The organism is Pseudomonas sp. QC2 (assembly GCF_002859085.1).
Classification (GTDB): domain Bacteria; phylum Pseudomonadota; class Gammaproteobacteria; order Pseudomonadales; family Pseudomonadaceae; genus Aquipseudomonas; species Aquipseudomonas petroselini.
Window position 1 is genome coordinate 357724 of the sequence record NZ_PKKS01000008.1, and the last position, 13537, is coordinate 371260.

Genomic DNA, 13537 nt, shown 5'->3' on the forward strand with positions numbered 1-13537 from the left:
TGGCCCTCATCCTGCGCGCTTGTCAGGTACGGAAACGCCGGACCAGGCTGTCCAGCTCCGCAGACAACCCGGCCAAACCCGATGAATTCAAACGCGCCGATTCAGCCAACTCTGCGACACGTTGCGCATCGCCATGGATCTGGCTGATATGCAGATTGATGCCTTCGGCGACTTGATGCTGCTCCTCAGCTGCCGTGGCGATTTGAGTGTTCATGTCTCGAATCACATCTACAGAATCGCGAATCAGGCCGAAGCTGGTACGTGCCACGCCGATTCGGCTAACCGACTGTTGCGAGACATCCAGACTGGCACGCATTTGGTGCGTGACAAGGCCCGTACGCTTGGCCAAGGTGCCCAGCAGCCCGTCGATCTCGGCGGTGGAGTCCGCCGTGCGTTTGGCCAGCGCCCGGACCTCATCGGCGACCACGGCAAACCCACGGCCCTGCTCGCCAGCGCGTGCAGCCTCAATGGCGGCGTTCAGTGCCAGCAGGTTGGTTTGCTCGGCGATTGAGCGAATGGTGCCGAGGATCGACTGGATATCGTTACTGTCACGTTCCAGTTGTTGCATCGACTCGGCGGACTTCTCGATTTCATGACTCAGTTGGTCAACGCTGCTGACCGCCGCATCAATCTGCTGCTGACCCTCGCGTGCTTTTGTCCAGCCGCTGTCGGCTGACTCGGCAGCTTGACTGCAGGCACGCGCAATCTCGTTGGCGGTGGCCACCATTTCATGGAAGGCGGTCGAAACCATATCCACGGCCTCACGCTGGCGCCCTGCGACCTCAGCCATGTCGCTGGATACCTGCGTGGCAGCGTTGGATGTGGTCAGAATGTTATGTGCAGCCTGGCCGATGCTGCTGATCATGCTGCGGATCGCCGCCAGGAATTGGTTGAACCAGTTGGCCAACTGCGCCGTTTCATCTTTGCCGCGCACGTGAAGGCTTTGCGTCAGATCGCCGTCGCCTTCGGCGATGCCTTGCAAGCCGCTGGCGACGCTGCGGATCGGTCTTACGATCAAGCCTGCGAAGCTCGCGCCCACCAGGGCAAATACCAGCGCCAGCACGCCCGCAATGATCGCAATCACCCACGCCAAGTGGGTCGCAGAGCTCATCACCTCCTGCTGTTTGATCAGGCCCACAAAGCTCCAACCCAATTGGCTGGAGGGCCAGACGTTGGCCATATAACGTTCACCGTTGAGCTCAACTTCAAACGCGCTTTTCCGGGCGTTGGCCAACTGTTCATAGCCGCCGCCGATCTCTGTAAGCGTCTTGAAGTTATGCGCAGGTTGCTGAGGGTCAACCAACACCTTGCCGTCGCGCTCGACCAGCATCAGGTAACCACTCTCGCCGAGTTTGATGTGTTTGATGATTTCGGTGAGTTGCTGCAACGACACATCGATACTGATCACGCCACTGTTGCTACCCAGTTGGGTATCGATGCTGCGCACAACGCTGACATACACCGCATCTTTAGGCGCGTAGTAGTAAGCATCGGTACGCAGGGTCTTGCCTGGACTGCTCAACGCAGACTTATACCAAGGCCGCTCGCGGGGGTCGTAATTGGCCCGGTTCGGGTTGTCGGGCCAGGACACAAAACCGCCGGTGCTGTTACCGAAAATGATGTTGGAATACGCCGAATGGCTATTGGCCAAGTGCGCATAAAAATCAAAGATCTGCTTATCCAGCACGCCTTGCGCAATGCTGGGAGCGTTGGCGCCACTGTAGTTTTTCAGGCTGCCGTCAGCGTTGCGCAATAACGGCTGAGAGGCGAGGTAGTCGACGTTCTGGCGAATACTTTCGAAGTACAACTGCATCGCCGTTTCAACCTGGCGTATTTCCCGGTTACTGCCCTCGATAAAATCATCGCGGGCGGCGTTGCGCAAATCCATGACCACCAGTGTCGCAATCAGGCAGACAGGCAAGCAGGCGATCACAACAAACGCCCAGGTCAACTTCTGTTTGACGTTCATCTGCACTCCAGAATGTTATCGAGTCATTTTTATAAGAGGATTGCGTAGAACGAGGTGGCCTTGAGTCAGGCGGCGACTTGGTTACGCGCGGGTTGGACAGTAGCGAGCAGCCGCCAGGAATAAAAACAATAAGATTTACTGGTTCATATAAATAATATTGATCAGACACCGACAGCCAAGGCCGTCAGGAATCACCGATATGTGGGGTGCTCATGGAGCACGCAGATCGAGCCTTCCGACGCGCCAGCAAGCGGTGGATAGCGATTCATCACCAAGGGATCATGCCCCGGGACAATATGATGCTCGGAATCGGCCAACGATCTGATTCGGGCCCAGCCACTGCGCATATCGTCCACATTGAAGACGATCGGGAATGGACGGTCCTCGATACAATTGCGGTAGTAGTGGCTGGCGTCGGAGGCCAGTACCACCCAGCCTCGGCGGGTAAAAATGCGCACCACTTGCAAACCCATGGTATGCCCTCCCACCAGGTGCACGGAAAGGCCGGGCGTCAACGTGGCGTCACCGTCATGGAACTGCACACGCCCGCGGTAGACCTCGCGGACCATCCCGACCACATTCTCGACGTCATAGGCCTCGTGTGCACACGTGTGCGCCATGTGCCGTCCGGTTGCGAACAGCATCTCATGGTCTTGAAGATGATAAGTGGCCGATGGGAACAGGTCGAAGTTGCCCACATGATCGTAATGCAGGTGGGTAATGATCACGTTGTCGACAGCGGCCGCATCAATACCGAGCATCCGCAACGATTCAGCCGGGCAACGAATGAAGTCTCGCCCACGCTGGCGGGCCGTGGCCTGGTTGAAGCCGGTATCAATCACCCAAGTGCCGGTGCTGTTGGTCGCGACCCAGATAAAGTAATCCATGGGCATCGGCCCATCGTGCGGGTCGCCGCCGAGGAAGTTCGAGGAGGCGGTGCGCCGATGCTCGGCATATTTCACCGCGAACACGTCAAAAGGCTCAATCGCGGGGGCGATGTTCATGGTTCGGATACCCAGCAGTTGGACGAAGAGCCGGGACGTAGCGGTGACGCCCCGGACGGTAGCGCGCAGCTTGTCGACTAGCCGTGAGCATCGATGATGCGGTACATCTCAGTGTGATCGGTCTGAGGCGTGGTGCTTTGCGCCGCTTCCTGCCAGACGGCCAGGCACTCATGGCCGAGCTTCATCTGCTGACCCATCTGCTCTGCAAGGGTGACGGCGATTTTCAGGTCCTTGACCATCAGTTGCAATGCGAAGCCCGATGCGTAAGTGCCGCTGAGCATGAACTGGTTGACCTTGTTGGCCGTGGTGAAGTTACCGCCGGAAGCATTATTGAGCACGCTGGTCATCACTGCCGGATCTACACCGAATTTCTCACCCACATGCAGCGCCTCAACGGTGGCCAACAACCCGGTGGCAGACACAAAGTTGTTCAACGCCTTGACCGCATGACCTGCACCATTTGGACCAACGTGGGTTGAGCTGCCCATGACGTCCAGCAGCTCGCGGTGTTGCTGGAGCACGTTGACATCCCCGCCCACCATGATTTGCAGCGTCCCGGAAATAGCGCGTTTCACGCCACCGGAAACCGGCGCATCAAGGAAACACAGCGACAGCTCATTCAGTTGTTTGCCCAGCGCTTGGGTTTCGAGCGGTTCCGAGGAACTCATGTCGATCACGCAGGCGCCCTGCGCCAGGCGTTTGGCGACACCATAGTCGCCCACAAGCACCTGATTGACGATGCGGGAGTTGGGCAACATGGTGATGACGATACGGACATCGGCAAGTGTCTGCGCACTTTCAAGGCGACGGGCGCCCACTTCGGCACACAGATCACTGACAGCCTGGTCGTTGGTGTCGCTCACCAACAAAGGGTATCCCGCCTTGGCAATAAGACTTGCCATCGGGCGCCCCATCATCCCCAGCCCGATGAAGAGGACTGTAGGGCGAGTGCCTTGGTTATCGTCGTTCATAGCGTATCTCGATGGTTAATTGTTTTTTTGGCCAAGGTGCTCAGATACCCCGGGCGCTTTGTGAGAACACCTTAAGTATTGTAATACAATATGTCAATAATTCAGACCAATTACGACTTGCTGCCTGAAACCCCCTGTATTGTTGAAGCTGTAATATTGTAATACAGTGATACGACTAAATCGCTGAGCGCGCCCTCATAAAAACAATTGATTTAAAGGAAATCCCCATGCAAATCAGAGCTGCCGTGTTGGACCAGATGGGTTTGCCGGCTCCATTTGCCCAAAGCCGACCTTTGCGCATCGATACGATTGAGCTACGAGATCCGGGACCCGGCGAGGTATTGATCAAGATCGCCGCAGCCGGCATCTGCCATTCCGATCTGTCCGTGATCGAAGGCGTGCGACCACGTCCGCTGCCGATGGTAATCGGGCATGAAGCCGCGGGTGTGGTCATCGCGGTCGGGCCTTATGTCGACGACTTGGTTGTGGGTGATCATGTCGTGACTGTGTTCGTCGCCTCCTGTGGCCATTGTGTTGAATGTTCGGGCGGGCGCCCTGCCCTTTGCGGCCCCGGTGCGGTGGCGGGCGCGGCTGGCACGCTGTTGCGCGGTGATCGACGCCTGCAGCGCGGGGAACAAGTCCTCAATCATCACTCGGGCATCTCCGCATTCGCCGAATACGCCGTGGTTTCGACACGCTCTCTGGTGCGCGTGGCCCGAGATATTCCCTTGGAACATGCGGCACTGTTTGGCTGCGCCGTCTTGACCGGCGTTGGCGCAGCGACCAATACCGCCAGTATCAAACTGGGCTCGACCGTCGCAATCGTCGGCATGGGTGGCGTAGGCCTGGCGGCGCAGCTAGGCGCGCTAGCGGCGGGCGCAAGCCAAGTGATCGCCATCGATACCAATGCGGAAAAACTGGCGATGGCCAAATCGTTGGGGGCGCAGCATGTGTTTAATGCAGCCGACCCTGACCTGGTCGAAGCCATCCGCGACCTGACCGGCGGAGGTGTTGATGTGGCGCTGGAGTTCGCGGGGGCATCCGCTGCGTTGCAAACGGCCTGGAAAGTCGGCAAGCGCGGCAGCGAGGTCGTCACCGCCGGCCTGGCTCGACCGGACGCGACATTCGAGGTGCCGATGGTCGGCCTGGTGGCTGACGAGCGCACCTTGCGCGGCAGCTACATGGGCAGCAGCGTGCCCAGTCGCGACATCCCGCGCTACCTGGAATTATTCCGTCTCGGTCGCCTGCCGATCGACAAGCTGGTGACGCACCGATTGACCCTGGATGAGATCAATGTCGGCATGGATCGCCTGCGTGACGGTGAAGCCGTTCGCCAGATCATCACGTTCGATTGAGCAGGAGTGTCGCCATGTACCCTACAGACAAGTTCTACATTGATGGGCAATGGGTCGAGCCGATGGGCAAGGCCACGTTTACCCTGATCAATCCGGCTGACGAGCAAGCCTATGGTGAACTGGCCATGGGCAACGCCGACGATGTGGAGCGCGCAGTACACGCTGCACGCCGGGCGTTCGCGGACTATTCACGCTGGACACCGGGGCAGCGCATCGATTTGCTTGAGCGGGTATTGAGCATCTATAAGCGTCGATACGAAGAGTTTGCCCAGGCGATGACCCTGGAAATGGGCGCGCCGATTGCCTTCTCCCGGGCGGCCCAGGCGGCACGGGGCTCGCTGCATATCGAGGAAATCATTCGCGTGCTGCGCAGTTTCGAGTTCGACGAGTTGCAGGGCACGACCCAGATACGTCGCGAAGCGATCGGCGTATGCGGGTTGATCACTCCGTGGAATTGGCCGATCAACCAGATCGTGGTGAAAATCGCCCCGGCGCTGGCGGCCGGCTGCACGATCGTCCTCAAGCCCAGCGAATTCTCTGCGCTCTCAGCCTTGCTATTTGCCGAGGTGCTGGACGAAGCGGGCGTACCGCCAGGGGTCTTCAACCTGGTCAATGGCGACGGACCCAACGTGGGCCACGCTATCAGTGCGCACCCGGACATCGACATGGTGTCTTTCACCGGCTCTACCCAGGCCGGTATTCGCGTGGCGAAAACCGCTGCCGACACGGTCAAACGCGTCGCTCAGGAGCTGGGGGGCAAGTCGGCCAATATAGTGCTGGGCGATGCTGATTTCAGCCAAGCAGTCTCCAAGGGCATCGCCGCGTGCTTCACCAACAGCGGGCAATCCTGCTCGATCCCGACTCGCATGCTGGTGCCGGCGGAACGCATGGCCGACGTAGTGCAAATCGCTCGGATCGAGGTGGCGAAGTATCGTGTCGGTGATCCGCAGGATGAAAATACCCAGCTGGGGCCGCTGGTCAACAGGGCTCAGTTCGAACGCGTACAAACCCTCGTGCAACGCGGCATTGACGAAGGCGCTGAGTTGGTCTGCGGTGGCGTCGGCCGTCCCGAGGGCCTGCAACAGGGCTATTACGTCCAGCCCACGGTGTTCGCCAACGTAACCCCGCACATGACCATTGCCCAAGAGGAAATCTTCGGCCCGGTGTTGTCGATCATTGCCTATCACAACGAGTCAGAAGCCATCGCAATCGCGAACGGCACGCCTTACGGCTTGGCGGCCTACGTGCAATCCGCTGATCTGAACCACGCCCGCGATATGGCCGGGCACCTGCGTGCAGGCCAGGTTCACCTGAACTATCCGCCGGCCGATATCGGCGCGCCCTTCGGCGGCTTCAAACAGTCCGGCAATGGCCGAGAGTGGGGGGCGCACGGACTGATGGACTACTTGGAAACCAAGGCCATCGTCGGCTTTTCGCTTGCCAACTGAACACACCAATAAAAACAATACAGGTTGTGAAAAAATGAAAACGACTGCTGAGTCGGTGGACTTGAAATCCACCCAAGGTGTAGACCGCTCTACGCTCAAAGTAATCGCTGCCGCGTCCCTGGGCACCGTGTTCGAATGGTACGAATTCACCCTGTATGGCGCGCTGGCGTCGGTGATCGCGCTTAATTTCTTCTCCGGCCTGGACACCGCCACCGGGTTTATCTTCGCGTTGCTGACCTTTGCGGTCGGCTTTGTGATGCGACCGGTTGGGGCAGTGGTATTCGGGCGTATCGGCGACCGTATCGGGCGCAAAAAGACCTTCCTCATTACCATTGTGATCATGGGTATTTCTACGGTGGCGGTGGGCCTGCTGCCCACCTATGAATACGCCGGGATCCTGGCCCCCAGCCTGTTGATCGCACTGCGGATGCTGCAAGGCCTTGCGCTGGGCGGTGAGTATGGCGGAGCGGCGACCTACGTCTCCGAACACTCGACCAATCGCCAGCGCGGCCTCAATACGGCGTGGATCTCGGCCACCGGCACCCTGGGGCTGCTGCTGGCTTTCGGTGTGATCCTGGCCTGCCGTTACATCAGCGGCGACGACTTTAATACCTGGGGCTGGCGCATCCCGTTCCTGTTCTCGCTGGTACTGCTGGGCATCTCGATATCCGTGCGCATGGGCATGGAAGAGTCGCCGGCGTTCAAGAAAATGAAAGCCGAGAAACGCCTGTCGAAATCACCGCTGCGCGAAACCTTTCTGGACAAGGCCAACCTGCGCCGCCTGGTAATCGCCTTGTTCGGTATTTGTGGCGGCATGACCTGCGCTTACTACATCGCAGTGCTGTACCCCACGTTCTTCATGACCCAGAACCTCAAGGTCGATCCCCAGCAAGCCAACACCACGCTGACGCTGGCATTGATGACTGCACTGCCGATGTTTTTGCTGGCCGGCTGGCTGTGTGATCGCCTCGGACGCAAACCCGTCCTGTTGGCGGGTTTCCTGATGTCGGCACTGTCCATCTTCCCTATCTACAAAGGCGTGGCGCTCTACGCCAACCCTGACTTGATGGCCGCTGAACAGCGCACGCCGGTGACGTTGGTCACCGACACTTCCCAATGCTCATTCATGTTCAATCCGACCGGTACCCGGACCTTCAGCAGCCCGTGCGACGTTGCCAAGCAGGCCCTCTCCGCAACCGGCATCAGCTACGAAACCCAATCACTGCCTGGCCAAGCCCACGCGGTGATCAAAGTGGGTTCGGCACAGCTGGTCTCTGAAGGCACCGTAGGCCTCGACGCAGCGGTCGCCAAGGACCGCATGGGTGCGCTGAAAACCTCGTTGCAGAGCCAATTGGACCAGGCGGGATACCCCCTCAAAGCCGACCCGGAGAAGTTCCAGCGCGGCAAAGTTTTCCTGCTGTTGATGGCGTTGGTGTTTTGCGGCGTGATCTCGCTGACGCCGGTCGCGCCCATGCTGGTGGAAATGTTCCCGGCGCGTATTCGTTATACGTCCATGTCGTTCCCCTACCACTTTGCCAGCGGCTGGATCGGCGGACTGTTGCCCACCATCGCCTTCGCCCTTTCAGCACAGATGGGCAATATCTACTTCGGCCTGTGGTATCCGGTGGCATGGATCGGCGTGTCGTTTGTGGTCGGCCTGTTTTTCCTGCGCGAGACGCGTGATATCGACATCAATCTCTAACCTCCCCTCCCCTGAGCCAGGTGAAACCATGAGCAATAAAGAACTGTTTGATAAAGGCTTCGAGAATCGCAAAGCCGTACTGGGTGCCGCCCACGTTGAGAAGTCCTGGTCGTCGGCAGACGATTTCAATAAACCCATGCAAGCCTTGGTAACCGAGTATTGCTGGGGTGCCGTGTGGGGTGACGAGACCTTGCCGTTCAAAACCCGCAGCCTGCTCAACATCGGCATGCTGACGGCCATGAACCAGCACCATGAGCTGGGCGTGCATGTGAAGGGCGCGCTGACCAATGGCGTGTCCGTCGAGGAGATTCGCGCAGCGTTGATGCAGGCTGCAATCTACGCGGGTGTGCCGAGCGCATTGGCGGCGTTCCGGGTCGCGACGGAAGCCATCAAGACCTGGAACACCGAGCACAGCCGTTAAACCTCGAACACCAAAACGCAGCCCTCGGGCTGCGTTTTTTGTTGTGATTACAGTGCCGCGATCTGTCGACAGCCATCAAACGACATCAATAACCACCTTCCCAACCATCTTGCCCGACTCCTGCAACGTATGCGCGGCGTGTGCGTCTGCCAGGGAGAAGCGCTGCTCATCCAGCAAAGGAACGAGCCTGCCTGCCTCGGCAAGGCGTGTGGCATGCCGCAGAATCTCACCGTGATGCGCACGCCCCTCCCCGCTCAACATCGGCAACAATACGAATATCCCGGACACCGTCACGCACCGCAGCGAGCTTGGCGCCAGGTTATGAGTGCCGAACGCAAAGCAACTCAATACATGACCATAGGCGCGAGCGGCTACCAGCGAATCATCAAGGGTCTGACCGCCGACGGTATCGTAAACCAGATCGAAACCTGCCCCACCCGTATGCTGTTTTACATACTGCTCAACCGTACTGCTGCGGTAGTCGATGGCCGTTGCACCATAGAACTCAACAATTGCGCGCTTCTGGGATGATGCTGTGGCGAACACCTTGGCGCCATGAGCAACCGCGATTTGTACCGCCATGTGCCCTACTCCACCGGCGCCGCCTTGCACCAGCACAGACTGCCCCGATTGCAGGCCAGCACGGTCAATCAGCCCCTCCCACGCGGTCAGGAATACCAACGGTATCGCCGCGGCTTCGCGCATGCTGAGGTTACTCGGTTTGGGCGCCAGCAGGTCGGCATCGACGGCGGCGTACTCAGCCATGGAACCTTGCAGGCCACGTACGCCACCCGTCAGCCCATACACCGCGTCCCCAACCTTAAAGCCGGTGACACCCTCGCCCACGGCTTCCACCACGCCGGCGAGGTCAGTGCCGAGGATCGCGGGAAGTTCAGGCATCGCATAGGGCGCCTGCCCCTTGCGAATCATGAAATCAATCGGGTTGACCCCGCTTGCCGCTATCTTGACAAGTACTTGGCCGGCTCCAGCCAAAGGGCGATCAACCTGGGTCAGGGTGAACGTACCGTCGGCATAATCGCTCAACACCTGAGCCTGCATCTGTGTCTGTATGCTCATGACGCTCTCCTGTTTACAGCCTTGTAAAACGACAGTCTTTACCTTTGAGTAACAATGGTTGATGCAGCTTAGACACCTCGTGTCAACGCGGGAAATTGCGGCACGATGAACTCTCCCAATTCGTCCAGAACCTCCTGGGCCGAGCGCTGCCCATATTTGAGCTGGATCATCACGTGGTTAACCCCGAAGGATTGCAGGGTGTGCAGCATCTCCAGCAGTGCATTGCGGCCTAACCTGAAGCCTTGGTGAATAGGTGTGGGGGCAGTATCGGGGTCGAGGGTCAGGTCGATAAAGAGGGACTGACTGAATGGCTTGAAGGCATCGCCTGCCTGCTCGCGCACAGTCTCGTGCCAGAGGCGAACGATATCCCTTTGCTTATCCAAGGCGCGCGGGTAAGAGATCCAACCGTCGGCTTCCCTGGCGATCCACTGCAATGTCTGGCGACTACTGCCGGTGATAAGTAATGGAATGGATTGGCCTGAGGGTTTGGGCACCAGGTCTGCATGCCTCAGCTCGCCCTCGCTCCAGCGAATCGGTTCGAACTGAGTGCTGAGGGATTTGCGCATAACCTCCAGATGCTCGACGAATCGCTCCCCACGGCTGTGGGATTCCACATTGAAAGCAGGGTATTCCACCGGACGGTCGCCAGAAGCCACGCCGAGCAACAACCTGCCTCCGCTGAGTTGATCGATGCTCGCTGCAGCCTTGGCCAAATGGAGCGGATGACGAATGGGAACAACGATCGCGGCGGTTCCCAGTGCGATATCCCGGGTTTGCCCGGCAAGATAGCCCAGGTAAGTCCAGGGGTCGTAGATTTGCCCGACATCGCCAAACGTCGGATCGCGCAGCGGGACATCACGAAACCATAAGCAGGCAAAACCGGCCTTTTCCGCCTGCTGAGCCAACGCGACCTGGTTGCGCATTGTGGGCATATCGCCCTCGTAAGCCTCTATCGGAAAAAACAAACCGAGGGTCAGTTTCCCAGGCTGGAAGGTCCGACGAAAACCCGGTAACGCCTGGTACGGTGTACTGGACAACGAAAACATAAAAACTCCTTATTGATGATCGACGTGACGGGCCCAATGCGGGAATTTGCGCACGCGCTCGTCCATGCTGCGCAGGGCCTCCAGCGACTTGCGCAGCTTGGTAAAGGCATCGCCGCTTTCATCCCATCCTTGCCAACCGATATAGCCGTCGTAACCCAACCGCTTCAACAGCGCCATGACCGCAAAATTGTCCATTTCGCCCTGGTCGAGGGTTTCAATGGTCGCGGTCTGGCCCCAGCCCAGAGGGCTACGGCGTGAACCTGAAAGATTCACTTGCTTGAGAAAGGGCAGCGCCCGCCTGAGCGTGGCGCCCAGCCGCTCGCCGTCGCCGGCGTACCAGTGGTAGCCGCAGAAAACGATCCCCAGATTGGGGTGATTGAGTCGCTCACAAATACGCAGGGCGTCGTCGTGCTTTTCGCTCCAGTGCAGTAAATGCGAGTAGATCAGGATGCGGATATTGCGCTGCTGCGCGATAGACAAGGCTTCGGCCAACCAGCGCACCACAGGCTCATCGCCCGCAGGATCCGAACGCGCGAAGTCCCCCGCGGTTTTAATCGCCAATTCAACGGTGGAGCCTGGCGGTGCCACTTTCAGCATCTGATAGATGCCCGCGTTCTGCTCTGCCTCTACGCCAAGGCGCAGGTTGAGCACCACATAGATGCCCGCTACCTCCAGGTCGTAACGCTCCTTTACGCTGCTCAATTGCTGGACAGCTGCCCAGTTGCGTCCATCCCAGATTGAAAGATAGGTGGCGTCATAACCCACCGCCTTAGTCATCTCGCACCTGTCCTCAAAACCGTAGGTGCCCATGGAGCTGTAGAAACAGGTGTCCTGTGCGTAAAACTTTTGCGTCATGGTGCTCTCCAGCAGGCCGTCAGGCATTGATCGCAAAGCACCGTCGAACGTCCACTTCGCCTTCACCAACACCGACAGCAAATGTCTTGACACTAACTGTAGTGATCACTATAAAATACACACAATATGTAGCGATCGCTACCTAAATAGCTTTCAGTGATGTGCCGGACGGGAACCATTCCCACCGACCGAATGAATGGGATAGGCAACGTGATAGACCTCGCCGTACACCACATCGCGCAGTGGATCGAGATTATTCGCTCGCTAGACGTCGTCGGGATTGCGCTGTATGCCGCGATATTTGTGGTGGGCACGGTCGCCTTCGTACCCGCCTCGGTGCTCACGGCGCTCGCCGGTTTTTTGTACGGCCCGATGTGGGGAACGCTGCTCATCTCGCCCGCTGGTTTGCTGTCTGCAGCGATCGCGTTCGCCTTGGGCAGATCGCTTCTGCGCCCTTGGGTCAAACGACGCCTGGCGAACAGCCCCACATCAGCGGCGGTCGACCGCGCTATCGAGTCTGGAGGTTTTCGAATTGTTTTCCTCTTGCGCCTGGCGTCCATCGTGCCGTTCGCTCCGCTGAGCTACGGACTCGGAGCCAGCCGAATCACCCGTCGAGATTTCCTTCTGGCGACCTGGATCGGCCTGCTCCCTGGAACATTTCTGTATGCGTATCTGGGCTCTCTGGCGGCTGATGTCACACAGATAATCAGTGGCGAGGTAACGACCAATCGCTCGACTCAAATGATGACTTGGGCGGGACTGGTCGTTGCATTGATCGCCTTACTGACCATCGCTCGATATGCACGCAAAGCAATCAACCAAGCCCTTCTTCAACCCTCTTCAAACTAGGAGTAACACCATGAGCAACCCAACTTACGTCGAAGACTACAACGCCATCGTCACGGTGCTGAACCACTACAACGAAGGTGGCAAGCAAGCCAAAAGCAGCATCATGAAACCTGCCTTCAGCGAGCAGGCCACCATCTTTGGTGTAGATAGCGAAGGCAAGCTGACCGGAGGCCCGATCCAAGGTCTGTTCGACATCATCGACAGCGCCTTCCGGCCGTCACCGGAAGCCAAAGGTGCCATCGTCAACGTCGATATCGTGGGCACCGCTGCCAGCGCACGCATCGATACCAATGACATCTCCGGCTTCTGCTTCACCGATTTCTTCAACCTGCTGAAGGTTGATGGAAAGTGGACCGTCATCAGCAAGATCTACCACACCCACGTTGCTCCTTAACCCACCCGCTTGAACCGCGCCCCATTGGCGCCAAAACCATGCAAAGGAGTTTGACCATGAGCAAGAACATCAAGGCAGTACCCACCCAGGACTACAACGCCGTTGTCGCCGTGGCCCAGCAATACGCAGACGGCCTGCGTGCCGGCAGCCCGGAAGTGCTGGAGCAGGCCTTCCACAAGGAAGCGGTGATGTACGGCTTCACCAACGGCAAACTGCTGGGCGGCCCGATCAGCAATCTGTTCGACTTCGTCCGCACTAATGGCAAGGCCCCGGATATCAGCACTCGCCTGGACGTGCTGGCGATCACCCCAACCACCGCCGTGGTACGGGTGGACATGGAAAAGGACGCGATTGGCGCCGACTACAACGATTACCTGACACTGATCAAAATCGACGGCACCTGGAAGGTGATCGCCAAGGTTTATCACCAGTTCGAAGGCTGATCC

General features: G+C 58.5%; 13 protein-coding genes and 1 pseudogene. 7 read left to right on the forward strand and 7 right to left on the reverse strand.

The window, feature by feature from the left end:
• Positions 1-22: 22 nt before the first annotated feature.
• The 4 genes and pseudogenes from QCBJ_RS30655 to QCBJ_RS08345 form a co-directional block, all read right to left on the reverse strand.
• Positions 23-865, reverse strand: a complete 843-nt coding sequence (locus tag QCBJ_RS30655; RefSeq protein ID WP_371916659.1) for a methyl-accepting chemotaxis protein — start codon at positions 863-865, stop codon at positions 23-25.
• 15 nt (positions 866-880) lie between these two features.
• Positions 881-1969: pseudogene (locus tag QCBJ_RS30660) on the reverse strand (cache domain-containing protein); the annotation flags it as partial.
• A gap of 191 nt (positions 1970-2160) precedes the next feature.
• Positions 2161-2973 carry an N-acyl homoserine lactonase family protein gene (locus QCBJ_RS08340; protein ID WP_102060521.1) on the reverse strand — a complete coding sequence of 271 codons (813 nt, stop codon included), beginning with the start codon at positions 2971-2973 and terminating at the stop codon, positions 2161-2163.
• Positions 2974-3050: 77 nt separating this feature from the next.
• A complete protein-coding gene (locus QCBJ_RS08345; RefSeq protein WP_064052546.1) occupies positions 3051-3944 on the reverse strand; it encodes an NAD(P)-dependent oxidoreductase in 894 nt (297 codons plus the stop codon).
• 227 nt (positions 3945-4171) lie between these two features.
• On the opposite strand from QCBJ_RS08345, the gene QCBJ_RS08350 reads away from it, so the two are divergent.
• The 4 genes from QCBJ_RS08350 to QCBJ_RS08365 are packed head-to-tail and all read left to right on the forward strand — an operon-like array spanning position 4172 to position 8870.
• Positions 4172-5299 (forward strand): zinc-dependent alcohol dehydrogenase family protein, encoded by a 1128-nt coding sequence (locus QCBJ_RS08350; protein WP_102060522.1) that lies wholly within the window; start codon positions 4172-4174, stop codon positions 5297-5299.
• Between the two features lie 14 nt (positions 5300-5313).
• Positions 5314-6747, forward strand: a complete 1434-nt coding sequence (locus QCBJ_RS08355) for an aldehyde dehydrogenase family protein (protein WP_102060523.1) — start codon at positions 5314-5316, stop codon at positions 6745-6747.
• A 34-nt stretch (positions 6748-6781) separates the two neighbouring features.
• Positions 6782-8449, forward strand: coding sequence for an MFS transporter (locus tag QCBJ_RS08360; protein WP_064052543.1), 1668 nt, complete (start codon positions 6782-6784; stop codon positions 8447-8449).
• A gap of 28 nt (positions 8450-8477) precedes the next feature.
• On the forward strand, positions 8478-8870 hold the full coding sequence (locus QCBJ_RS08365) for a carboxymuconolactone decarboxylase family protein (protein WP_102060524.1): 393 nt from the start codon (positions 8478-8480) through the stop codon (positions 8868-8870).
• A gap of 75 nt (positions 8871-8945) precedes the next feature.
• On the opposite strand, the gene QCBJ_RS08370 is transcribed toward QCBJ_RS08365, so the two are convergent.
• From QCBJ_RS08370 to QCBJ_RS08380, 3 genes are all read right to left on the reverse strand, one after another.
• Positions 8946-9947, reverse strand: coding sequence for a zinc-dependent alcohol dehydrogenase family protein (locus QCBJ_RS08370; RefSeq protein WP_102060525.1), 1002 nt, complete (start codon positions 9945-9947; stop codon positions 8946-8948).
• A gap of 68 nt (positions 9948-10015) precedes the next feature.
• Positions 10016-10993 carry an LLM class oxidoreductase gene (locus QCBJ_RS08375; protein WP_102060526.1) on the reverse strand — a complete coding sequence of 326 codons (978 nt, stop codon included), beginning with the start codon at positions 10991-10993 and terminating at the stop codon, positions 10016-10018.
• Between the two features lie 9 nt (positions 10994-11002).
• Positions 11003-11848: a sugar phosphate isomerase/epimerase gene (locus QCBJ_RS08380; RefSeq protein WP_102060582.1), complete on the reverse strand. Its 846-nt coding sequence runs from the start codon at positions 11846-11848 to the stop codon at positions 11003-11005.
• A 210-nt stretch (positions 11849-12058) separates the two neighbouring features.
• On the opposite strand from QCBJ_RS08380, the gene QCBJ_RS08385 reads away from it, so the two are divergent.
• The 3 genes from QCBJ_RS08385 to QCBJ_RS08395 are packed head-to-tail and all read left to right on the forward strand — an operon-like array spanning position 12059 to position 13534.
• A complete protein-coding gene (locus QCBJ_RS08385) occupies positions 12059-12697 on the forward strand; it encodes a TVP38/TMEM64 family protein (RefSeq protein ID WP_256581471.1) in 639 nt (212 codons plus the stop codon).
• A gap of 10 nt (positions 12698-12707) precedes the next feature.
• Positions 12708-13091, forward strand: coding sequence for a nuclear transport factor 2 family protein (locus QCBJ_RS08390; protein WP_102060528.1), 384 nt, complete (start codon positions 12708-12710; stop codon positions 13089-13091).
• A 56-nt stretch (positions 13092-13147) separates the two neighbouring features.
• Entirely contained in the window at positions 13148-13534 is a 387-nt protein-coding gene (locus QCBJ_RS08395; protein WP_064052537.1) for a nuclear transport factor 2 family protein, read from the forward strand.
• Positions 13535-13537 lie beyond the last annotated feature (3 nt).

Coding starts and splice junctions, on each gene's coding strand:
- QCBJ_RS08390 (WP_102060528.1), top strand. CDS start 12,708: ATGAGCAACCCAACTTACGTCGAAGACTACAACGCCATCGTCACGGTG.
- QCBJ_RS08345 (WP_064052546.1), bottom strand. CDS start 3,944: ATGAACGACGATAACCAAGGCACTCGCCCTACAGTCCTCTTCATCGGG.
- QCBJ_RS08350 (WP_102060522.1), top strand. CDS start 4,172: ATGCAAATCAGAGCTGCCGTGTTGGACCAGATGGGTTTGCCGGCTCCA.
- QCBJ_RS08340 (WP_102060521.1), bottom strand. CDS start 2,973: ATGAACATCGCCCCCGCGATTGAGCCTTTTGACGTGTTCGCGGTGAAA.
- QCBJ_RS08375 (WP_102060526.1), bottom strand. CDS start 10,993: ATGTTTTCGTTGTCCAGTACACCGTACCAGGCGTTACCGGGTTTTCGT.
- QCBJ_RS08355 (WP_102060523.1), top strand. CDS start 5,314: ATGTACCCTACAGACAAGTTCTACATTGATGGGCAATGGGTCGAGCCG.
- QCBJ_RS08360 (WP_064052543.1), top strand. CDS start 6,782: ATGAAAACGACTGCTGAGTCGGTGGACTTGAAATCCACCCAAGGTGTA.
- QCBJ_RS08380 (WP_102060582.1), bottom strand. CDS start 11,848: ATGACGCAAAAGTTTTACGCACAGGACACCTGTTTCTACAGCTCCATG.
- QCBJ_RS08370 (WP_102060525.1), bottom strand. CDS start 9,947: ATGAGCATACAGACACAGATGCAGGCTCAGGTGTTGAGCGATTATGCC.
- QCBJ_RS08365 (WP_102060524.1), top strand. CDS start 8,478: ATGAGCAATAAAGAACTGTTTGATAAAGGCTTCGAGAATCGCAAAGCC.
- QCBJ_RS08395 (WP_064052537.1), top strand. CDS start 13,148: ATGAGCAAGAACATCAAGGCAGTACCCACCCAGGACTACAACGCCGTT.
- QCBJ_RS30655 (WP_371916659.1), bottom strand. CDS start 865: ATGATCAGCAGCATCGGCCAGGCTGCACATAACATTCTGACCACATCC.